The 21,869-nt window shown below is 67.7% G+C and carries 19 protein-coding genes, 2 tRNA genes and 1 rRNA gene; 13 read left to right on the forward strand and 9 right to left on the reverse strand.

Features of this window, described 5'->3' with window-relative positions; genetic code table 11:
* The first annotated feature begins 60 nt into the window (after nt 1–60).
* The 3 genes from PFX91_RS21340 to PFX91_RS21350 all read left to right on the forward strand — a co-directional run bounded on the left by PFX91_RS21340 (nt 61) and on the right by PFX91_RS21350 (nt 3,836).
* A complete protein-coding gene (locus PFX91_RS21340; protein WP_285734639.1) occupies nt 61–1,947 on the forward strand; it encodes an ABC transporter substrate-binding protein in 1,887 nt (628 codons plus the stop codon).
* A gap of 147 nt (nt 1,948–2,094) precedes the next feature.
* Nucleotides 2,095–3,096 carry a DUF6807 domain-containing protein gene (locus tag PFX91_RS21345; RefSeq protein ID WP_285734604.1) on the forward strand — a complete coding sequence of 334 codons (1,002 nt, stop codon included), beginning with the start codon at nt 2,095–2,097 and terminating at the stop codon, nt 3,094–3,096.
* A complete protein-coding gene (locus PFX91_RS21350) occupies nt 3,093–3,836 on the forward strand; it encodes a cupin domain-containing protein (protein ID WP_285734606.1) in 744 nt (247 codons plus the stop codon). The genes PFX91_RS21345 and PFX91_RS21350 overlap by 4 nt, the downstream gene beginning before the upstream one ends.
* A gap of 246 nt (nt 3,837–4,082) precedes the next feature.
* Here the strand turns inward: PFX91_RS21350 and PFX91_RS21355 are convergent.
* A tRNA-Leu gene (locus PFX91_RS21355) sits at nt 4,083–4,165 on the reverse strand.
* Between the two features lie 229 nt (nt 4,166–4,394).
* On the opposite strand from PFX91_RS21355, the gene PFX91_RS21360 reads away from it, so the two are divergent.
* From PFX91_RS21360 to PFX91_RS21395, 8 genes are all read left to right on the forward strand, one after another.
* Nucleotides 4,395–5,162 (forward strand): FHA domain-containing protein, encoded by a 768-nt coding sequence (locus PFX91_RS21360; protein ID WP_502888350.1) that lies wholly within the window; start codon nt 4,395–4,397, stop codon nt 5,160–5,162.
* Nucleotides 5,163–5,450: 288 nt separating this feature from the next.
* Entirely contained in the window at nt 5,451–5,954 is a 504-nt protein-coding gene (locus tag PFX91_RS21365; RefSeq protein WP_285734608.1) for an FHA domain-containing protein FhaB/FipA, read from the forward strand.
* Nucleotides 5,951–7,300 (forward strand): Stp1/IreP family PP2C-type Ser/Thr phosphatase, encoded by a 1,350-nt coding sequence (locus PFX91_RS21370; RefSeq protein WP_285734610.1) that lies wholly within the window; start codon nt 5,951–5,953, stop codon nt 7,298–7,300. The genes PFX91_RS21365 and PFX91_RS21370 overlap by 4 nt, the downstream gene beginning before the upstream one ends.
* 6 nt (nt 7,301–7,306) lie before the next feature.
* Nucleotides 7,307–8,716 (forward strand): FtsW/RodA/SpoVE family cell cycle protein, encoded by a 1,410-nt coding sequence (locus PFX91_RS21375; RefSeq protein ID WP_285734612.1) that lies wholly within the window; start codon nt 7,307–7,309, stop codon nt 8,714–8,716.
* Nucleotides 8,713–10,164: a peptidoglycan D,D-transpeptidase FtsI family protein gene (locus PFX91_RS21380; protein ID WP_285734614.1), complete on the forward strand. Its 1,452-nt coding sequence runs from the start codon at nt 8,713–8,715 to the stop codon at nt 10,162–10,164. Before PFX91_RS21375 ends, PFX91_RS21380 begins: the two co-directional genes overlap by 4 nt.
* A complete protein-coding gene (locus tag PFX91_RS21385) occupies nt 10,164–11,645 on the forward strand; it encodes a serine/threonine-protein kinase (RefSeq protein ID WP_285734616.1) in 1,482 nt (493 codons plus the stop codon). Before PFX91_RS21380 ends, PFX91_RS21385 begins: the two co-directional genes overlap by 1 nt.
* 69 nt (nt 11,646–11,714) lie before the next feature.
* Nucleotides 11,715–13,523 (forward strand): Stk1 family PASTA domain-containing Ser/Thr kinase, encoded by a 1,809-nt coding sequence (gene pknB, locus PFX91_RS21390; protein WP_285734618.1) that lies wholly within the window; start codon nt 11,715–11,717, stop codon nt 13,521–13,523.
* A 179-nt stretch (nt 13,524–13,702) separates the two neighbouring features.
* Entirely contained in the window at nt 13,703–13,957 is a 255-nt protein-coding gene (locus tag PFX91_RS21395) for a cell division protein CrgA (RefSeq protein ID WP_285734620.1), read from the forward strand.
* 259 nt (nt 13,958–14,216) lie between these two features.
* On the opposite strand, the gene PFX91_RS21400 is transcribed toward PFX91_RS21395, so the two are convergent.
* Complete coding sequence (locus tag PFX91_RS21400) at nt 14,217–15,134, reverse strand: rhomboid family intramembrane serine protease (protein WP_285734622.1); 918 nt, start codon at nt 15,132–15,134, stop codon at nt 14,217–14,219.
* A 38-nt stretch (nt 15,135–15,172) separates the two neighbouring features.
* Nucleotides 15,173–15,697 (reverse strand): peptidylprolyl isomerase, encoded by a 525-nt coding sequence (locus tag PFX91_RS21405; RefSeq protein WP_285734623.1) that lies wholly within the window; start codon nt 15,695–15,697, stop codon nt 15,173–15,175.
* Between the two features lie 300 nt (nt 15,698–15,997).
* Between PFX91_RS21405 and PFX91_RS21410 the strand changes: the two genes are divergently transcribed.
* Complete coding sequence (locus tag PFX91_RS21410; protein ID WP_285734625.1) at nt 15,998–16,606, forward strand: hypothetical protein; 609 nt, start codon at nt 15,998–16,000, stop codon at nt 16,604–16,606.
* A gap of 173 nt (nt 16,607–16,779) precedes the next feature.
* Here PFX91_RS21410 and PFX91_RS21415 read toward each other — a convergent pair whose 3' ends face one another.
* The 5 genes from PFX91_RS21415 to PFX91_RS21435 all read right to left on the reverse strand — a co-directional run bounded on the left by PFX91_RS21415 (nt 16,780) and on the right by PFX91_RS21435 (nt 20,500).
* On the reverse strand, nt 16,780–17,394 hold the full coding sequence (locus PFX91_RS21415; RefSeq protein WP_285734626.1) for a DUF1707 and DUF4870 domain-containing protein: 615 nt from the start codon (nt 17,392–17,394) through the stop codon (nt 16,780–16,782).
* A 315-nt stretch (nt 17,395–17,709) separates the two neighbouring features.
* Nucleotides 17,710–18,027, reverse strand: coding sequence for a WhiB family transcriptional regulator (locus PFX91_RS21420; RefSeq protein ID WP_285734627.1), 318 nt, complete (start codon nt 18,025–18,027; stop codon nt 17,710–17,712).
* Nucleotides 18,028–19,049: 1,022 nt separating this feature from the next.
* Nucleotides 19,050–19,122: transfer RNA gene (locus PFX91_RS21425), tRNA-Ala, on the reverse strand.
* Between the two features lie 240 nt (nt 19,123–19,362).
* Nucleotides 19,363–19,485, reverse strand: a complete 123-nt coding sequence (locus tag PFX91_RS21430; protein WP_285734629.1) for a DLW-39 family protein — start codon at nt 19,483–19,485, stop codon at nt 19,363–19,365.
* A gap of 181 nt (nt 19,486–19,666) precedes the next feature.
* Entirely contained in the window at nt 19,667–20,500 is an 834-nt protein-coding gene (locus PFX91_RS21435) for a helix-turn-helix domain-containing protein (RefSeq protein ID WP_285734643.1), read from the reverse strand.
* Nucleotides 20,501–20,887: 387 nt separating this feature from the next.
* Between PFX91_RS21435 and PFX91_RS21440 the strand changes: the two genes are divergently transcribed.
* Nucleotides 20,888–21,196 carry a hypothetical protein gene (locus PFX91_RS21440; protein WP_285734631.1) on the forward strand — a complete coding sequence of 103 codons (309 nt, stop codon included), beginning with the start codon at nt 20,888–20,890 and terminating at the stop codon, nt 21,194–21,196.
* Nucleotides 21,197–21,774: 578 nt separating this feature from the next.
* Here PFX91_RS21440 and rrf read toward each other — a convergent pair.
* Nucleotides 21,775–21,869, reverse strand: a 5S ribosomal RNA gene (gene rrf, locus PFX91_RS23285); the annotation flags it as partial.

Genomic DNA, 21,869 nt, shown 5'->3' on the forward strand with positions numbered 1-21,869 from the left:
AGAACGGCAGGCGATGGAAGACGGTGGTCGGCGACCGCCGCGGGCGCGGCGGCGGTCATGATGGCCACCGGATGCTCCTTCTTCTCGTTCGATCCCGACGTCGAGAGCGAAGGGCGGGCGGAGGGCACCGGCGAGGCGCCGATGCTCGCCGCGCTCGTGGAGTCGGGTGATCTTCCCCCCGTGGAGGAACGGCTGCCCGACGAACCCCTGGTGGTCGAGCCCCACGAGCGGGTCGGTGTGTACGGCGGGGAGTGGAACAGCGCCATCCTCGGCGTGGGCGACTGGCCCTGGCTGGGCAGGACCGTGGGCTATGAGAACCTGACCCGCTGGAGCACGGACTGGCAGGAGGTGATCCCCAACCTCGCCGAGTCCTGGGAGTACAACGAGGACGCCACCGAGCTGACCTTCACCCTGCGCGCGGGACTGCGCTGGTCCGACGGGGAGCCGTTCACCTCCGACGACGTCGAGTTCGCCTACAACGACATCTTCAACAACCACGACCTCACCCCGGTGGCGGCGGCCGGCCCCGGCACGGTCGAGAAGGTCGACGAACAGACCTTCACCATCGTCTTCGACGAGCCCAACGCCTTGTGGGCGGGCTACGACCTCCTCCAGTACCAGGTGGTGACCAAGCCCAAGCACTACCTGGAACGTTTCCACATCGACCACAACCCCGACGCCGACGAGCTGGCCGAGGAGGAGGGGTTCACCGACTGGGTGGAGATGTTCGAGGCCAAGGCGGGCGTGATCGACAGCTCCCGGTACTGGCAGAACCCGGACATCCCCACCATGTACCCGTGGAAGGTCGTGGAGCCGCTGGCCGACTCCGGGCGGATGGTGCTGGAGCGCAACCCCTACTACTGGAAGGTCGACACCGAGGGCAACCAGCTGCCCTACATCGACCGGGTCGTCTTCGACATCCTCCCCGACGAGGAGGTCATGCTGGTCCGCGCGCTCAACGGCGAGATCGACATGCACTCGCGTCACTTCAACACGTTGGCCAACCGGCCCACCCTGGCCGAGGGCCGCGAGTCGGGGGACTTCGACTTCTTCGAACTCCAGCCCGCGGAGATGAACACGGCGATGATCTCCCTCAACCTCACCCACGAGGACGAGGAACTGCGCGAGACCTTCAACGACCGCGACTTCCGGGCGGCGCTCTCCCACGCCATCAACCGTCAGGACATCATCGACGTCGTCTACCGGGGCCAGGGCGAACCCTGGCAGGGCGCCCCCCGCAAGGACAGCCCCTTCTACAACGAGGAACTGGCCACCCAGTACACCGAGTACGACATCGACCTGGCCAACGAGATCCTCGACGAGGCGGGCTACGACGAGCGTGACTCCGACGGCCTGCGCACGAGCCCGCGCGGCGAGACGGTGCGCTTCACCCTGTCGGTGCCCACGGACTTTCGCCCCGACATCGTGGACTCGATGGAGATGGTCGTCGGCTTCTGGGAGGACCTGGACATCGACGTGGACCTCAACACCGAGGACCGCTCGCTGTGGCAGACCCGCCGGGAGAACAACGAGCACGACGCCAACGTGTGGTCGGGCGACAACGGGATGATGGACGCGATGTACGACCCCCGCTGGTACGCGCCCACGCAGAGCGGCGAGTCCAACTTCGGCATCCCGTGGGCCCAGTGGTACGTCTCCGAGGGCGACGACCCCCGCTCCCAGGAACCGCCGGCCGAGGTCGTCGAGCACCTGGAGATGTACGACGCCATCAAACAGGAGCCCGACCCCGCCGCCAGGGAGGAGCTGATGCACGACTTCCTGGCCCTCACCCAGGAACAGTTCTACGCCATGGGCATCAGCCTCAGCCCTCCCGGCTACGGAATCGTCGCGAACGACTTCCACAACGTGCCCGAGACCATGTACTCCTCCGGTAACTACAACGACCCCGGCCCGACCAACCCCGAGCAGTACTTCATCGAGGAGTGACACCGGCGGAAGGGGCGCGCCGGTCGGCGGAGAGGTCGGCCGGCGCGCCCGGACCGCGGACACGGGCCTCCCCGCCCCCCGAGACGAGGACAGGACAGCGCGCTTTGGGGCCACATCCCGATGTGCGACCACAGAAGGGTCAAGGACATGCCAGAGAACACCACCGCGGCCACGTCCGACGGCGGCGAACCCGCCGCGAACGGACTGGGCCTGGTCCACGAGCGGGGACGCTCGCTGCGGCTGACCCACGACGGCGGCGACCTCTTCCGTTACGTGTACCGCCCCTGGGACGCACAGCTGGAGGCGCCACGTCCCTACCTCCATCCGATCCGCACCCTGGGCGGGGACGTCGTCAGTCTCTACAGGCCACACGACCACGTGTGGCACAAGGGGATCGCGTGGTCCCTGCCCAACGTGGGACCGGCCAACTTCTGGGGCGGCCCCACCTACCTCCGGGACGCGGGGTACCGGCAACTCGCCAACGACGGCTCCATCGAACACCGTTCCTTCGACCGGATCGAGACCTCACCGGAACGGGTCTTGATCGACGAACGGCTGGAGTGGGTGACCGAACAGGGCGAGACCTGGTTCTCCGAGCGGCGGGGGCTGCGGGTGACCGCGGCCCCCGACCGGGGGGCGTGGACCCTGGTGTTCACCACCTCCTTCACCAACCTGACGGACGAGGCCATGCCCTTCGGCAGTCCCACGACCGAGGGTCGGCCCAACGCCGGGTACGGCGGGCTGTTTTGGCGCGGTCCCCGCTCCTTCAGTGGAGGACGCGTCCACGCCGAGGGAAGGGAGGGAGGGGACGACCTCATGGGGACCCGTTCCCCCTGGATGGGCTTCGTGGGGCGTCACGACGGCAAGGACGGGGCCTCCACGCTCGTGTTCGTGGACGCCCCGGACAACCCCGGCCATCCCGTGAAGTGGTTCGTGCGCAGCGGCATCTTCGCCTGTGTGTGCCCGGCGCCGTTCTTCGACGAGGTGGTGACCGTCGGGGCGGGGGACACCCTGGCCTACCGGTACGCGGTCGTCGTGGCCGACGGTGATCGGGGCGCGGAGGGCTCCAAGGCCCTGGCCGACATGGGCCTGGCGGAGCTGGAGGCGACCACGGGTCCCCTCGACGCAACGTCCGGGGAGGAGCGGTGAACGCCCCGCGCGTCCCCGGCTTCCCGGGCGGCACGGCCGTCTCCCACCTACGTGTCTACGACTGGCCCGCGGCGGACGGGCTCGCGGGCGGCTCCCCCCACCTGCACACCGCCTCGGCCGAGGGGTACGTGGTCCTGCGTGGCGAAGGCCATCTGGAGACGCTCGGCGGCGCCGGGTATCGACGGACCCCGTTGCGTCCGGGCAGTCTGCTGTGGTTCACCCCCGGCACCGTGCACCGGCTGGTCAACGACAGCGGCGACCTGGAGATCCTGGTCGTCATGCAGAACGCCGGACTCCCCGAGGCCGGGGACGCCGTCCTCACCTATCCGGGCCCGGTGCTCGCCGATGGCGACGCCTATCGCCGGGCCACGGTCCTGCCTCCCGCGGTCACCTCCGCCGAGCGGGCGGCGCGGGAGCGCCGCGACCTCGCCGTGGAGGGCTACCTGGAGCTGCGCGCCAGGGTGGAACGTGAGGGGCCGGGAGCGTTGGAGGGTCTGTACCGGGCCGCGACCGCGCTGGTCCGGGAGAAGGCCGCCGGGTGGCACCACCACGTCGAACGCGGGGCGATGCATCAGGCGCAGGCCACCCTGGGGCATCTGGAAGCGCTGGCGGGGGGCGACGGCGAACATCTCGCGCGGGCGGCCGTCTACACCGCCGACACCCCTGCCGGGCCGCTCCGCAACGGTATGTGCGGGCATCTGCGGGTGTGGGATCTGGACGGTTCCCGGGAAGTGGGCTGACCGGAACGGGTCGGCGGGAGGTCCGGAACCGGAAGGCTCGACCGGGGCCCGGTTCCGGCCTTCCATGACGGTTCCGGAGTAGCCCGTGGTGACGATCGGGCGTCGCTTCGTGCTTCGCTCCGGTCGTCACTGCCTCACGCGCCCCACTGGGTACCCTGGTTCACGGAGACAGGCCGACGCCTCTCGACAAAAGAACTACGGGCCGCAGCGAGGAAGCACAGCTTCCGAGCCACGGCCCGCACCATGTGGGCGAGGAGGGATTTGAACCCTCACATCCTTTCGGACACACGGACCTGAACCGTGCGCGTCTACCGTTCCGCCACCCGCCCGAGTGACATGTATGCAATTGTGTTGCCAGGTGATCCGGGCTCTTCACCCCGTTCTCCCTGGCGACATGGATAAGGCTAGCACGGTCTGGAGGTGGGCCGCACACGCGTTCCGGCCCTCCCGGAGACCCACTCCGCGAGGCCCTTCCCGGGGTGCGGCTGAAACCAGGGGCCCTCCGGCCCGGTTACGATCGTCTACACATACGAAGTGGAGTACAAAGGGAGGTACCTCGTGGGAGTGCTCCAACGCTTCGAGCGCAGGCTTGAGGGCATGATCGAAGGCACCTTCGCGATGGCTTTCAAGTCCGAGCTCCAACCGGTCGAGGTGGCCAGCGCCGTCCAGCGCGAGATGGACGAGCGGGCGGCGATCGTCGCCCAGGGCCGTACCCTGGTTCCCAACGACTTCATCGTCGAACTCGCCACCAGCGACAAGGAGCGGCTGGAGGTCTACGCCGACAGCCTGGGGCAGGAGCTTTCCAAGCTGGCACGTGACTACGCCACGGAGCAGGGCTACTCCTTCGTGGGCCCGGTACGCGTTCACTTCCGGTCCGACGAGAGCCTCAAGACGGGAAGGTTCCGGATCCGCTCCGGTGTCGTGCGAGGCACCATGGTCAGCAAGGACGGTGAGGTCCGCAAGCCCGTCGGCGACCCTGTTCCCACCGGGGGGCAGAGTCAGTCCGGTCGGCCTCGCCTGCTCATCTCCCCGGGTGGGGCCACCGCGGAGGGCAGCATCGCCAGTCACGGCATGCAGCAGTCCTTCGAACTGACGACGCCGGTGACCCTCCTGGGTCGCGGCACCGACTGCGACCTCCGCCTGGTCGACAACGGCGTCTCCCGCCACCACGTGGAGATCCGACTGGACGGCGACGAGGCGATCCTCGTGGACAAGGGGTCGACCAACGGGACCTTCGTCAACGGACAACAGGTCAAACAGGCACGCCTGGTGGACGGCAGCAGGATCAGCCTCGGCCGGACCACGATGACGTTCCGCCGCGATTAGAAGGCCCGGCGGAAGCGACCGATCAGACCCGACGGGAACCGCAACCAACAGCGTTCCGTCGGCGTCTGACAGGTCGCAGATCCAGGCGGGTCGAATACGGACCTGCTGTCGGATATCCGGCCGGGAGGGTAGTCTCCGCGAAGACCTGACCGATCGGGCACAATGGCCGCGGCTCAGCACCGCGACCAGCGACCTGGGAACTCACCGCGACGAAGGTGGGGAAGACACGGTGGCGGCGCACGACCAGCCACCCCGGCCGAAGCACGACAGGGGCTGAAGAGCAGTTCGATGTCCAACTTGACCCTCATATTGATCAAGATCGCATATCTTGCGGTGCTTTGGCTTTTCGTGCTCACGGCGATCGGTGTGATCCGCACAGACCTCTTCGGCCCGCCCAAGAAGAAACCGAGGCGCAAACCCCGCCCCGCCCCGCGACCCTCCTCCCGCCGGGACGCGTCCCTTCCGTCGCACTCCCCACGGCCGTCCCGTGGCCGCCGCAACGAGCCGACCGCCCTGGTCGTGACCCAGGGCTCGCTCAAGGGGACCAGTATCGCCCTGAGCACCCAGCCCATCCTGATCGGACGCGCTCCGGACTCGACCCTCGTCATCAACGACGACTACGCGTCCGGCCGCCACGCACGCGTCTACTCCGAAAACGGCCGCTGGTTCGTGGAAGACCTCAACTCGACGAACGGCACCTACCTCGGCCAGCAGAAGCTGAACCGCCCCCAGCCCATCACGGTGGGTCAGCCCATCCGTATCGGCAAAACCGTCCTGGAACTGCGCAAATGACCATCGCTCTCCGATACGCGGCGTACTCCGACGTAGGATGCCTCCGCGAAGGCAACGAAGACTCCGGCTACGCCGGCCAACACCTCCTCGCGGTCGCCGACGGCATGGGCGGTTACGCGGGCGGTGAGGTGGCCAGCTCCATCGCGATCTCCACGATCCGGCGTCTCGACTCCGAGGCGCCGGGACCGGACGAGATGGCGGAGGCCCTCCAGCGCGCGGTCGAGCAGGCCAACGCCTCCCTCTCGCGCAGGATCATGGAGGAGCCCCAACTGGAGAACATGGGCACCACCCTGACGGCCATGCTCTGGTCCGGTCCCCGGGTGGCGCTCATCCACATCGGTGACTCCCGCGCCTATCTCCTGCGCGGTTCCCGCTTCGAGCAGATCACCCACGACCACACCCTGGTGCAGACCCTGGTGGACGAGGGCAAGATCACCGAGGAGGAGGTCGCCACCCACCCGCAGCGTTCCCTCATCCTGCGTGCCCTGGACGGCAAGAGCCCGGTGGACCCCGACATCTCCATCAGCGAGGCCAAGGCCGGCGACCGCTACCTGCTCTGCTCCGACGGGCTCTCCGGAGTGGTCAGCAAGAAGACCATCCACGAGACCCTCGTCGCCGAGCCCGACCCGGGCACCGCGGCCAAGAAGCTCATAGACCTGGCCATCCGCGGCGGAGGACCGGACAACATCACCGCGGTCATCGCCGACGTCATCGAGACCGAGACCGACCGCGAGGGCCCCACCCGCTCCGCACAGCTGGTCGGCGCCGCCGACCAGCGCCGCGAGATCCTCGACCAGGGCGGCGACACCCCGGCCCGGCGGGCACAGGAACTGCGTGGGGCCGGCGACACCGCCGAGATGGACCCCGTGCGGGACGAGGACCTGGAGAAGGACTCCCACGGCACGTCGGACGAGGCCTACCAGGAGTCCTACGGCGACGACTACGACGACTACGAGGCCCCTCCGACGGCCCGACGGGACCGCCCCGAACCGGAGACGGAGTACCGCACCAGGCGTTGGTGGCCGATGGTGCTGGTGTTCGTCGTCCTGGTCGCGGTCATCGCGGGCGCCACCTACTACTTCGGCCGCCAGTACGTGGACGACCAGTACTACGTGGGCCCCTCCCCCTCCGGGGAGACGGTCAGCATCTACCAGGGCATCAACACCGACATCGCCGGGTTCAGCCTGTCGGAGGAGTTCGAGGACACCCGGATCCCGTTGGACTCCCTCCCCGAGTCCGACCGCGACGCCGTGGAGAACACCCTCCCCGCGGAGAACCTGGACGACGCGCGCGAGCGCGTCGACATGCTCCGTGAGAGCTCGGCGACCGAGGAAGGGGCGGGGTGAGCCGGTGTGAGTAGTACTTCCGCGTCCGAGGCGCCGACCGCGCTGCCGCCGGTCAAGAGGCGCAACGCCGAACTGGTCCTCATCATATTCGCCATCGGCATCACCATGGCGGGTATCGCGCTCGCGGGCATCAACCTCAACGGGCGTGTCCCCTCCGCGATGTGGACGGTGGGCCTGACCTTCGGCGCCCTGTCCGCCGCCGCGCACGTGGCGATGCGGTTCGTGGCACCCTACGCCGACCCGCTGATCCTTCCCTGCACGCTGTTCCTCAACGGCATCGGTGTGGCGATGATCTGGCGGATCAGCGCGGCCGAGGTCGAGGACATCGAGCGCGCCGGCGCCGGGATGCAGCTGGTCTGGACGGCCGTCGGCCTGATCTTCTGCTTCCTCATCATCATCTTCCTCAAGGACCCCCGGGTCCTCCAGCGCTACACCTACATCAGCGGCCTGGTCGCGATCGTGCTGCTGATGCTCCCGGCCATCCCCGGCCTGGGCAGGGAGGTCTACGGCGCCCGACTGTGGATCGGCATCGGCCCCTTCACCCTCCAGCCCTCGGAGTTCGCCAAGATCGCGCTGGTCATCTTCCTGGCCTCCTATCTGATGAGCAAACGCCAGGTCCTACAGATCGTCGGCAAGCCGATCAAGATCGGCCGCTTCACGCTCATCGAACTGCCCCGGGCCCGCGACATGGCCCCGATCCTCGTCGGTTGGCTCCTGGCCATCGGCATGCTCGTACTGCTGACCGACCTGGGCACCTCGCTACTGCTCTTCGGCACCTTCCTGGCCATGCTGTACGTGGCCACCCAGCGCTCCTCGTGGGTCACCATCGGTCTGGTCCTGTTCATGGTGGGCGCGTACGTGGCCTACCTCATCTTCTGGCACGTCCAGGCCCGCGTGAACATCTGGATCAACACCTTCGACCAGGACGTCTACTACCAGGTCGGCGGTAGTGAACAGCTGGTGAAGGGCCTGATCGGCATGGCCTACGGCGGGCTCTTCGGCACCGGCCTGGGGGCCGGGGAGTTGCACAGCACCTTCGCCTCCGACAGCGACTTCATCCTCGCCACGATCGGCGAGGAACTGGGGCTGACCGGACTGCTCACCATCCTCATGGTCCTCGGACTCCTCGTGGAACGGGGCATGCGCATGGCGTTGGCCTCCACCGGCGTGTTCAACAAGTTGCTGGCCAGCGGCGTCGCCTTCGTCCTCGCCTACCAGGTCTTCATCGTCCTGGGCGGGCTGACCCGGGTCATCCCGCTGACCGGTTCCACCACGCCCTTCATGTCGGCCGGCGGCTCCGCCCTGATGGCGAACTGGATCATGGTGGGCATCCTGCTCCGCATCAGCGACAACGCACGCCGTCCCGCACCACAGGCCATCCAGGACGAGGGCGCCACCCAGGTGATCCGACGATGAACACACCGATCCGCAGACTCAGCGTCTTCTCCCTGCTCCTCCTCCTGGTCCTGATGCTCAACGTCACCTGGCTCCAGGGTTTCCAGGCCGAGACGATCCGCGAGGACCCGCTCAACACCCGTAAGTTCAGTGAGCGCCTGAGCGAGGCACGCGGCCCCATCCAGGTCGCCGGAGAGAACGTGGCCTACTCGGAGAACATCTCCGAAGAGGGCAAGCCCGCGCGGTTCCAGCGCCAGTACACCGGCGGCGGCCTGTACACGCCGATCGTCGGCTCCTTCCGCACCTACGGCGCCTCGGGCATCGAGAACACCGAGAACTCGCTCCTGGACGGCTCCGACGACCGCCTGGCCGTGCGCAACTTCCGCGACATCATCACCGGGCGCGAGCCGGAAGGCGCCCAGGTCCAACTGACCCTGAACCCCGACGTCCAGAAGGCGGGCTATGAGGCCTTCGCCGCCCTGGGCGGCAAGAACGGCGCGGCGGTGGCCATCGAGCCCGACACGGGCGCGATCCTGGGGGCGGTGTCCTACCCCTCCTACGACGCCAACGACGTCGCCGACATCACCGACACCGAGCAGGCCGTGGCGAACTACACGGCGTTGGAGGAGGACCCGCGCCAGCCGTTGCTGAACCGGGCCCTCAACGAGCGCTACCCCCCGGGCTCGACCTTCAAGGTGGTGACCGCGGCGGCGGCCATGGAGTACCTGGACGCGGGGCCGGACAGCACCCAGGAGGCACCGGACGTGTTGACGCTCGGACACGACCTGCCCAACGCCACCCCCGGCGGCACCTGCAACGGCGGGGAGCCCGACACCCTGGCCCATTCGATCCAGATCTCCTGCAACACCTCGTTCGCCAACTGGGCGATCGACGTCGGCGGGAGCGCCCTGGCCGAGCAGGCCACCGCCTTCGGGTTCAACCCCGAGGAGGAGCTCACCGTCCCGCTGTCGGTGACCCCGAGCCTCGCCCCCGTGGAGGAGGACCGCAACATCCTCGGGCGCGCGGGCATCGGCCAGTCCAACGTCGAGGCGACCCCCCTCCAGATGGCGATGGTCGCCGCGGGTGTGGCCAACTCGGGTGAGGTCATGCGACCCTACGTGGTGGACACCGTTCGCGACTCCGACCTGTCCGTGGTCACCCAGACCGGTCCCGAGAGCTACTCCCAGGCGATCAGCGCCAGCACCGCCGAGGAGCTCACCGAGATGATGACACTGGTGACCCAGCAGGGAGGTTCGGGCACCAACGCCGCCATCCCGGGCATGGAGGTCGCGGGCAAGACCGGCACAGCCGAGACCGGCACCGATCTCACCCACAACTGGTTCATCGGCTTCGCCCCGGCCGACGACCCGCAGATCGCGGTCGCGGTCGTGATCGAGTTCGGCGGCGGCAGCGGTAACGAACTGGCGGCCCCGATCGCCCGTCAGATGATGGAGGCTGTGGTTCTGTAGTGAGCGCCTACGAGTCGTCTTCTCAGAACGGTTCCGGTGGACTTGCCGGAACCGTTCTGAGCGACCGTTACCGCCTGGAGGAGCAGGTGGGCTCCGGTGGCATGGGTACGGTTTGGAAGGCCACCGACACACTGCTCAACCGCCCCGTCGCGGTGAAACTGCTGCACCCCGCGCAGATGGCCGAGCCCACGGCCAGAGAGCGCTTCCGCACCGAGGGGCGCATCACCGCCGGTCTCTCCCACCCAGGCATCGCCCAGGTCTTCGACTACGGCGAGGAAGACGGCCGTGCGTTCCTGATCATGGAGCTGGTGGTCGGCGAACCGCTCTCCCAGGTGTTACGGGAGAGCGGACGCCTCGGCACCGACCGGACGCTGGACTTCGTCTGTCAGGCCGCCCAGGCGTTGGCCGCCGCGCACGCGCGCGGCGTGGTGCATCGCGACATCAAGCCCGGCAATCTGTTGGTCACCGCCGATGACCAGCTCAAGCTCACCGACTTCGGTATCGCCCGAGGCGACATGTCGGTCACGCTGACCCAGACCGGCATGGTCATGGGCACCGCCCAGTACATCTCGCCGGAGCAGGCGTCGGGACGACCCGCGACCTCCTCCTCCGACCTGTACGCACTCGGCGTGGTGGCCTACGAGTGTTTGGCGGGGACCCCTCCGTTCACCGGCGACAGCCCGGTGGCGCTGGCGCTGGCGCACACCCGTGACGAGCCTCCCGAACTACCGGAGGACGTTCCCGACGACGTCGCGAACCTGGTGTTCCTGCTGCTGTCGAAGGATCCCGAGGCGCGCCCCTCGTCCGCCGGCGAGGTGGCGCACATGGCCGCGGTGATCCGGTCGGAGGCGGGTACCGGACCGTTGACGCCCGCCGCCGGGTTCGAGGGCATGGCCACGACCGCGGTCGTGGGGGCCGTGTCCGGACCCGGCTCCGGAGCGGTGCCGCGACGGACGTCCGGGCAGCCGACCGTTCCCTCCCAGCAGCAGCAGGAGGAGGCCGCCACCGCACCCGCGACGAGGGAGCGTCGGATCACCGTACCCGTGGTCCTGGCCGCCGTCGGCGCGACGATCATGATCGTCGCCGCGGTGGTGGCCGGCTTCCTGTCCGCGGGCGCCCCCGAGGCCGACAAGGTCAACTCCGTCGAGTCCCCGTCCATGACCTCCTCTCCCTCTCCGACCGAGTCGGAGGAGCCCGAGGAGAGTCCGGTGGAGGAGATCCCGGTGATCCCCGACAGCGGGAACGACTGGTCCACGGCGCCGCACCAGCACTCGGAGAGCGAGAGTCCCCTCCCCGAGGACGAGGAGGAGACCTCTCCTCCCCCCGACGGGCACGAGGACGAGGAACCGGGAGACGAGACTCCCGACGAGCCGGACCCCGGGTCTCCGGACCCGCCGGGCGGCGGGGACGACGGGGATCCTCCCCCCGGCGACAACGGCGGCGGAAACGGCGAAGGCACCCCACCAGCAACGAGGCCATGAGCGACAGACGTTCAGGGTAGGCGGCGGCCCGCGGGCAGCCTCCGGAAGACACGAGGATCAGTACACGACATGTCCCAGCCCCGGCTCCTTGGCGGACGCTACGAGCTCGACACCATCGTCGGGCGCGGCGGCATGGCCGAGGTCTATCGCGCACGCGACCTGCGCCTCGATCGGCTCGTCGCGATCAAGACCCTCAGACACGACCTGGCTCGCGACCACGTGTTCCAGGCGAGGTTCCGGCGGGAGGCCCAGTCCGCCGCGTCCCTGAACCACCCGCACATCGTCGCGGTGTACGACACCGGCGAGGACATGGTGGACGGGGTGTCCATCCCGTTCATCGTCATGGAGTACGTGGACGGGCGCACCCTCAAGGAGTTGCTGGACGACGACCGTCGTCTTCTCCCGGAGCGTTCGGCCGAACTGGTCGACGGCATCCTCAAGGCCCTGGAGTACAGCCACGACAACGGGATCGTCCACCGTGACATCAAGCCCGCCAACGTGATGCTCACCCGTAACGCCGACGTCAAGGTCATGGACTTCGGCATCGCCCGGTCGATGGGCGACGACCAGGCGACGATGACCCAGGCCTCCCAGGTCATCGGTACCGCCCAGTACCTGTCTCCGGAGCAGGCCCGTGGGGAGCGCGTGGACCCGCGCAGCGACATCTACTCCACGGGGTGCGTGCTCTACGAACTGCTCACCGGACGTCCGCCCTTCACCGGCGACTCGCCGGTCTCGATCGCCTACCAGCACGTGAGGGAGGAGCCCGTTCCCCCCGGCGAGGTGGACCCCCAGGTCCCCGCATGGCTGGAGGAGATCACTCTGCGGGCGATGACCAAGGACCGCGAGGAGCGGTACCAGAACGCCGCGGAGATGCGCGCGGACCTCCAGCGCGGACTCGCCGGGATGCCCACCCAGGCGGGCACCATGGCCATGGCGGCGGCCGGAGCCACGACCGCGATGCCGCCCGCGTCGGGTGAGCGTTACGACGACTATGACGACGACTACGACGACTACGAGGACCGCAAGAAGAACAACGCCGGCAAGACCGCGTTGTGGGTGCTGCTCGCCGTCGGCGTCGTCGCCTCCTTGGCGCTGGTGTTCTGGCTGATGAACAGGGAGGGGCCCGCGCCGGACACCGTCGCGGTGCCCAACGTCGCCGGCGCCACGGTCGAGGAGGCCGAGACCACCCTGAACGAGGCGGGCTTCGAGGACATCGTCCGCGAGAACCAGGCCGACGAGGAGGCCGAGGAGGGCACGGTCCTGGGGACCGACCCGCCCGGTGGTGACGAGGTGGAGGTCACCGAACGGATCACCCTGTACGTCTCCAGCGGCCCGGACGCCGTCGAGATCCCCTCGGTGGAGGGGCAGAGCGAGTCCGAGGCCCGCAGGCTCCTGGAGGAGGCGGGGTTCACCGACATCACCACCGATTCCAGGTCCGATGACAGCGTGGCCGAGGGCAACGCCATCGGCACCGACCCGTCCGCGGGGGAGGCCGTCACCCCCGACACCCCGATCACCCTTCTGGTCTCCTCCGGGCCCGACGAGGTGCGGGTGCCCGATCTGGTCGGTATGACCCAGTCGGGAGCGGAGTCCGCGCTGGCGCAGTGGGACCTGAACGCCTCCTTCTCGGAGGAGGAGACCACCGAGGCCCCGCCCGGCACTGTCATCAGACAGGACCCGGGCTCCGGTCAGTCCGTGGCTCCGGGCACGACGGTGAGCGTCGTGATCGCGACGGCCCCCCAGACCGAGGAACCGCCACCGGGCGGCGAGGAGCCTCCGCCGGGCACGGAGGAACCGCCTCCCGGCACGGAGGAGCCCCCGCCGGGCGAGGGCGGCGAGGAGGGGTTCGTCTTCACTCCCGGCCGACGGGACTGAGCGAGGCCGAAGGGCCATGGAACGTCGCGGCGTTCCATGGCCCTTCGGCCTTTTCCGAGGTACGGGCCCCGTGACGATACGGCCATCACCGTACATCGGCCCATCGGTGACGGGGGCTTCACTCGGGGCGTAGACTGTACTTTCGTTGACGAACCGCCCCAAGCACTGGAGCAGCGACCGTGCCCAAGTCCCGCAGCGATCGCAAGAAGAAGGCCGTTTACACTCCGCCTCCTTCGAAGGAGAAGCCCAAGGTCAGCCCACGGTGGCTGGCCCCGACGATGCTGGGCTTCTTCGCCCTGGGCATCATCTGGATCGCGGTCTACTACATCGCGGGTTCCCAGATCCCCTACATGCAGGACTGGCACAACTGGAACCTGCTGATCGGTTTCAGCGGCATCATCGTGGCGGTCGTCCTGTCCACGCGTTGGCACTGACCCCCGCGTCCTTCGAGTAGGCCGTTCCACGAGGACGGGAGCCGCTCACACGTAGACCACCGCATCCCCGCGGAACAGCACCGACACACGTTTTCCACAGGGTTGTCCACAGGCTGTGGACAGCTCCTTTCGCGTACCCGGAAGAACCCTCCCCGTCCGGTGGTGTGCGAAGACCCGGAGAACGCACGTCGACGTCTCGTGAGGATCCTGGCGGAGGCGGGCCCCGGAAGGAACGCTTCCGGGGCCCGCCTTGCGTGTGTCAGCCCAGGATGACCAACGGCGCGGCGACCACCAGGGCCACCAACACCGCGGTGAACGCCGCCGTGAGCAGGACGTGCGTGACCGTTCGGGCGGTGTTCCCCGCCGACCCTCCGGGCAGGTAGGCGAACACCGCACCGACGAGGAAGCCCGCGACCAGTCCACCGATGTGGGCGGTCCAGGAGATCTGCGGGACCAGGAAGGTCAACACGAGGTTGACCACCAGGAGGACGCCGACCATACGCAGGTCCAGGCGCAGCCGCCTACCGACCACGAACACCGCACCGAAGAGGGCGAAGATCGCTCCTGAGGCGCCGACGGACAACTGGTGGGGCGCCACCAGAAGGCTGAGGACCGAACCCGAGAGCGCACCGAGCACCCACAGGGCCAGGAAACGTCCGTGCCCCAGCCAGCGCTCCAGTTGCGTGCCCAGGACGTACATGGCGTAGCCGTTGAACAGCAGGTGGAAGACACTGCCGTGCAGGAAGGCGGCCGTGATCAAGCGGTACCACTCGCCGGCGACCACACCGAGGAGGACCCCGTCCATGTGGCCCAGGCCGAGCATGGCGAACTCCAGGACCAACGGGGAGGCCCCCGCGCGTCCGATCGGATCGGACGTGCCCAGTTGGGCGATGAACCCCGCCACCATCATGCCCAGGATGGTCCACGTCACGTAGGGCCTGGCCACCGGCCTTCCCCCGAACGTGGTCCGGGGCCGGCGCGTCCCACGGTTCCCCTCCGAGACGCACGCGGGACACTGGAAGCCCACCGACGCCTCGACCATGCAGTCGGGGCAGATGGGCCGCTCGCACCTGGTGCAGCTGACTCCGGTCTCCCGGTCGGAGTGCCGGTAACAGGTGCGGGAGGCCTGGGACCCCGACTCGGACGAGGCTCCGAACGGCGGCGGGGATGAGGTCATGGAGAGGGTTCCTCCTCGGGATCGGCTCGCCGTCGCCGTTAGCGGGTGATCTCGATGCTGTTGATCACCACGTCCTCGCGGGGACGGTCCTGGGAGTCGGTGTCGACCTGGGAGATCGCGGTGACGACGTCGTCGCCCTCGATGACCTCACCGAAGATGGTGTGACGGCCGTCGAGCCAGTACGGCTTCTCCACCGTGATGAAGAACTGCGAACCGTTGGTGCCCGGACCGGCGTTGGCCATGGCCAGCAGGAACGGGCGGTCGAAGCGCAGGTTCGGGTGGATCTCGTCCTTGAAGGTGTAGCCCGGGCCACCGCGACCGGTACCGAGCGGGTCACCACCCTGGATCATGAAGCCGTCGATGACACGGTGGAAGACCGTGCCCTCGTACAGGCTCTTGTTGGACGGCTTGCCCGTGGTGGGGTCCATCCACTGCTTCGAACCCTCGGCCAGGCCGATGAAGTTGGCGACCGTCTCCGGAGCCTCCTCCTCGAACAGCTTGACGACGATGGTTCCCTTGGAGGTGTTCAGCCGCGCGGTGGGCTGACCCGTGGAGTCCGACACCTACGTGCCTTTCGATCGACTTCGCTTACGTGCTCACGTTACCCGTCCCCACCCCGGGCTCGGTCTGAGGCGAGCTTCCCAGGTCCGCCGCCACCCGGGGATCTCCGGGCTTTCGCACCTTTCGGCCGGAGAAGACCCTCCGGGCGGTGTCGAAACGTAGATCACACCCGGAGAGGACGTATGTTGAGATAACACCTGGGTAACGGGAGGAACGACGGAAAATCCGCCCGTATGTCACCGAACACCGGTCACACCGGGTGGGCAACGTAGAACCGGTGAACGATCGAAGGAGCTGACAACGTGCCTATCACTTCCAAGCGGCGCAAGGCACGCAAGGAGGCCGAGCTCACCCTCGCTCTCGCCCGCCTACAGGATCTGGCTCGGGAACAGGCCGACAGGCTCGGTCCCTACGCGGACCAGGCACGCGACCAGGCCGCTGTGAAGCTCTTCCAGGCTCGCGGTTGGACCGCTCCCCGTTTGGAGACCGCGGCGCTGCGCGTGGAGGACACGGTGGCTCCGCGTGTGGCCGGAATGCTCAACGCCGCCGCGCACCGCGTCGACCCCTATCCCGGGCGCCGCGGCATGCGACTGCTCCGTACGAGCAAGCGCCGTGTCCCCCGTGGAGCCCTCGTGGGGGGAGCGGCGGTGATCGGCGGTCTGCTCGTGTACTCTCTCGTCCGCATGCGCCAGGCGTCCCAGGACGCCGAGTGGCAGGAGCACCTGGACCAGGCGCGCGACCAGGTCCGTGAGACCAGGGAGAACCTGGAGGAGAGGGCCTCCGCGACGACCTCCAAGGCCAAGGAGGCCGCCAAAGAGACCGCTCGCACGGCCAAGGGCAAGTCCAAGGAGACCGTCCGCACGGCCACCGGGGAGAACCACGCCAGGGAGAACGGTCAGCCCGGGCACTGAGCGGGACTCCACCGGACGACGCCCGAAACCCTCACGGAATACTCCTGGAACGACGTGAGCGGCCTTGGAGGCGGCGGAGGCATCCGATGTGCGCGGGCCCCTCTCCTCGCCGGGACAGAAGGGTTTCTGTCCCGGCTTCGTCGTTTTCCGGCATCGGGACGCGGTGTCCTCGCTCAGTCGTCCTTGAGGACGCGGAAGAACATCGGGTAGCGCCAGTTCCTCCCCATGAGGGCCGCGATGCCGGCGATGGCGGGGAGCACCGCCCAGCCCAGGGCGACGATCACCGTCAGTAGAAGGGGCAGCACGAGCCAGAACAGGAACACGCTCGCGATTCCGGTGATGATGCAGAAGAGCTGGAAGTTGAGCGACTCCATCGCCTGGCGACGCACGTAGGGCGAGACCTTGCCATTGACCAGGAGGAGCAGCAGGGGCACCACGACGGGGAAGAAATAGTTACCGGCGTGCCCCGCCGCGGCCACGACACGCTCCGCGGGAGTGCTCGACAGGGCCGCGTGCGCGCCGGTGCCGGCACTGCCCTCCCGACCTCCGAAGGGGCCGGTGGACGTCGTCTGCCGAGCCCCGCCGGGAGTCACGCCCAGGTCGTGCACCAGGGGCTCCAGATCGGCCCCGAACTTGGCGCGCATGGCCTTGTCGGTTCTCTCGTCGAGTTCCCCCTCGTCGAGCTGGCCCCGGCTGAAGGCCTCCTGGAGGACCTGGATGACCTCATCGCGTTCGGCGTCGGTGAGACGGATCTGCGGCCGCGGCTGCGGACCCCAGGTGCGCTTCATCGGATGCTGAGGGTCTTGCGCGGTCACTCCCCACTCCTACTCACCACGGCGACGGGAGTACGGCGCCGATCGGCCGTACTCCCACCATCATGCGCCATCGGGACGGCTGAGGATATAGGGGCCGACCCTGATCCACCCCTGATCCGTCACCCCCGGGGGGAAGGGCCTCTCGACCCTCGTCCGGTCCCCGTGTTCAGACCTCCGGGCAGTGCCCGTCCGGTGAAGTCCCGCTCATCCACCGGGCGTTCCCGTTCGCGAGGCGGTCGAAGGAGGCCCTCCCCGAGGGACACCGTCTCCAGGTCGTGAGAACACTCCCTAGGCGTTGGCGGCGACGGGGGTGACGGCCGAACCCGCCTGCTCCCGCTCGTAGTGGCGCTCCGCCCTCGTGAGCAGGTCGTACCAGCTGGTGACGTCCTTACGGCGACGCAGCAGGGCACGACGTTCGCGTTCGGTCATGCCCCCCCAGACACCGAACTCGATGCGGTTGTCGAGCGCCTCGGCCAGACACTGTGTGCGGACCGGGCAACCTCGGCAGATCAATTTGGCCCGGTTCTGGGCCGCCCCCTGCACGAACAGTGCGTCCGGGTCGATCTCCCGACATTTGGCACGTGCTGCCATCTTCTCATTCCACATGTTGCCCCACTCCCAAGATCAGCATGTGTGGTGATCGGAATCCACCGACCGGCGCGATAGTCGGCTGGATGGAGGAGAAGCGGGCCGACCCGAGGGCGGTGTCACATAGCCGGGCGGGGGGCCGCACGGCCCGCCTTCGGGGATCGCTCGTTTCGGCGCGCTGTCTTCCTCGTTGTCGCTGTGTCGAAACTACGGTTCCGCCGCAGTTCACCAACAGACCCCAAGAGGCCTATTTCTCATATGGCCCAGTAGGACCATTGCACCGAGAGGAAGTGTCATCATACACACACGAAGAGTAACTGCACATGGCGAGAGCGGGCTAACTCCACGGGAAGGAAAGACCACCGGGCGACTTTTTCAACGAACCCCTGGTGACCTGCGGATTCCCTTCAGCAGAACAGAGGACGACCATGTTCCCGCACGTCGGAGGGAGGGGACTCTCCGTCACCCGGGTCACTCGAACGGACTATACGGACCGCTCGGACGCACATGGCACATGACACATGGCTCCCTTTCTCCACGCGCGACGGCGAACGCTGACTACTGATTAGTAACCACGTCGGATTCACCTGATATGGGTAGGGGAAGGCGTGTGTAGAAGTGCGCAGAAGTGCCTCTCACGCCCTCTCCTGACAAATTGCCAGCAAGAGTCAGTACCCCAACAAAGCACACCGAAATCTCGGGGCTCATGTCGCTCGGGCCCCCTTCCGGACATGCTCTCCCGCTCTTCCCGACACCCTTCCGCACACCGGGGCCGGGAGTGCGTCCCCTACCGGAGCCGTGTCCCCTGCGCCTCCCAGGGGAAGGACAGAGGCCCGAAAGAGACGGATTTGCGGCTGGGCCGGCGCGGGCGCCTGGCGGCACTCCCCAAGCCGTACCGAACACGGGGGACGGACGCGAGCGGGCCGGTCGCGTCCCTGCCCGGGCGAAGGCCGCACGGGAGCCGTCGACGTCGTCGAGGAGAGCGAGGAACGACCCCGCCGGGCGGGCGATCCGCCGAACGGGGTCGTTCCGAAGTGAGGTGGAGCCAAGGGGAGTCGAACCCCTGACCTCCGGTATGCAAAACCGGCGCTCTGCCAGCTGAGCTATGGCCCCTTGGGGCCAAGGCCTCAGGCCCTGGCCGCTATGCAGAGCATACCTGCATCGGAGGGCTGTCCTGCTCATCGGGCCGGGCCGTCCGGGCAGGTCCGTGTTCACGACTCCGGACAGCACAAAGCCGTGGGTCGCACCTCGGGATTGTCGGCCCACCCACGTCTTCGTGTCACTCGGGAAATGGACTGAACGGCGCTCGCCGCGCCTGCCTCACAACCGTCGGGAATGTGAACGGTCGGACGGTCAGCTCTCGCTGGCCGCCGTGGCCTCGGTCCACAGGTCGAGCTCGGCGCGGTCCGCCTGGATCTTACGGTAGACGGCGAAAGCCCCGAGGGCCACCAGCACCAGAACGATGATCTTCTTCACTGTCTGGACCCTTTCGATAATCCGATGCGTACACGCGGGTCCCCGTCCCAGACGGGGCTCCGCAGAGAACTTTATGAGGTTGTCACCAAGCAGACTAGCAAGCCGTCGGGGGCTGTTCCCGCCACGGTGGACCGCTTTTCGCCAACTTCTCTCGGCGACTTGCGAAACGGCGTCCTGGGATTCAGGTCAGGAGCGCCATACGACGGAGGATGCCCAACGTGGCCTGTGGAGAGACGGCGATCCGGCTGAGTTCGGACCACACCCTCTTGCAGGCCGCGACCGCGTCCTCCGCCTCCACGATCGTCCCGCCCTGCGTCGCTTCGACGTAGGCCAGGGCCGCCTCGTCCTCGTCGAACTCCATGATGGAGAAGGGACCGGCGATTCCGGGGTGGGGACCGGCCGAGGTGGGGAGCAGCTGTACGGTCACACGATCTGACTCGGTGGCCAATTCCACGATACGTGAGGTCTGCGCGCGTAGGAGTCCGAGGTTCCCCGACACCCTCTGGAGGGCGTCCTCCTCCAGGATGGCGTGATAGCGCACCAGTCCACCGTGGTCGAGGATCTCCTGGCGCTTGAGATAGGCCGCGACCATGCGTTCGGCGGCGTGTTCCCCGTGGCCCAGGGCTCGCGCCACCGTGGCGGTGTAGTCGGGGACCTGGAGGAGGTCGGGGACGAGGATCCCCGCGTAACACTGCACTGACACCGCACCCGCCTCGTTTCCCACATAGGCGGACGGAAGGACGTCCTCGTACTCGGTCCACCACGGACGAAGACGCGATTCCCTGACCAATGTGAGGATCGCCTCACGTTGCCCTCCGGTCACTCCGTACAACTGGAGGAGCGCGGAGACCTCCATGACAGAGGGCCATTTGCGGATACCGGTCTCGATGTGGCCGAGCTTGGCGGGGGACCACTCCAGTTCGTCGGCGACATCGCTGAGGGTCATACCCGCCTGTACGCGGCGGCGGCGGAGCTCGGCGGACAATCGCCGGCGACGGACCGTGGGGCTGCTCATCATGCTGATCCCATGACGCGGAGTGGCGGGGTCGTGCCACCAGCGAAACACGGCGTCTAGCATCTAGCAATGCACTTCTAGAAAACAGCGACCGATTCGATGCACGAGGAAGGTCGAGAACCCGAGCATCCCGAGGACGAACATGTCCTTTGTCCCGAAGGATCGTCCCAGGAGGGATACCGCTGCACAGGAGTAACACGCCATTCTCCGGCCTCACGGGAAACATCGCGCGCCGGGCGGTCGGTCCGCGGTAGGTCCGATCTTCACATGTGACCCGCCCATGCGGAGTGCGGAGGGTGTCACACCATGCTGTCAACGTGTGAAAGCAGCGTACGATGCTTGAGGTGCCTACTTCGGCGGGCGTAACCGTACACATAGAGGAAATTCATGAGCTACCCCATTGACGACGCAGAGCAGCTGATCGCGAACGCGGAAGCCGAGATGCCTGCGAGCACCCGGTCCCGGCTCATCGCGAAACTCCGCATGGGGAAGCACATCGACGATGCGGCGAGTGAGCTCGACATCAGCCCCGCGCAGGTCTTCTCGACCGCGCGTATCCTGACCGCCTTCGGTGACCAGCTCGACTTCACCCTCACGGAGCAGAGGGACCCGTCCCTGCCGCACGGAACCGTCACCGGTTACAACAAGCGTTGCCGGTGCCCGGAGTGCCGCAGCGCCCTCCAGCAACGCGTCTGAGGCGTCTGAGAGCCCCTGCGAGCGGGCGGGCGTGCGGTTCAACATCACCCAGCCGCCCAGCGTGATCCTGTACTCGCGGTCACGTCTGAAGTGCCAGGAGTGTCGGCGGGTACCGGAGCACCGCGAACCGCTCCTGGCACATGAACAGCCCTTCCACCTGCGATGCTCCGCCGATGACCGGAAGTTCTCCGACCAGTAGGGGCGACAGAGGCTTACCGAACCCCGGTTCGGGGAAAACCGCAGAACATGAACGAGCACGTGGACTGGTCTGCGATGAGCGAAGAGGACTTCGTTGCGCTGCTACAGCAGCTCATCGAATCTCCCGAGGTCGGCGAGGAGTAGCCCGACACACCGCCGAAGCGGTCGTGGGTCCGCCGTGCCCCCTGGCACCGCTCACGCCGCCTGAGGCTCCCACCCCCCATCACCCTGTGGAAGAGACGGCCGCCGGACGGGATCTCCACCCGACCAGCGGCCTCGCTCTTTTCACTTGTTCACAAGCCCGCACATGAAAAACGGGAGGAGAAAGAAGAAAGAACCCCCAAAGGAACCCTCCCCTCCTCCCCCTCCCGGAAGAAGAACCGTGGCAGCAACCTACTCTCCCACCCCACCACAGGGCAGTACCATCAGCACCAAGAGGCTTAACGACCGGGTTCGGAAAGAGACCGGGTGTGAC

The organism is Nocardiopsis sp. ATB16-24, assembly GCF_030271535.1.
Classification (GTDB): Bacteria; Actinomycetota; Actinomycetes; order Streptosporangiales; family Streptosporangiaceae; genus Nocardiopsis.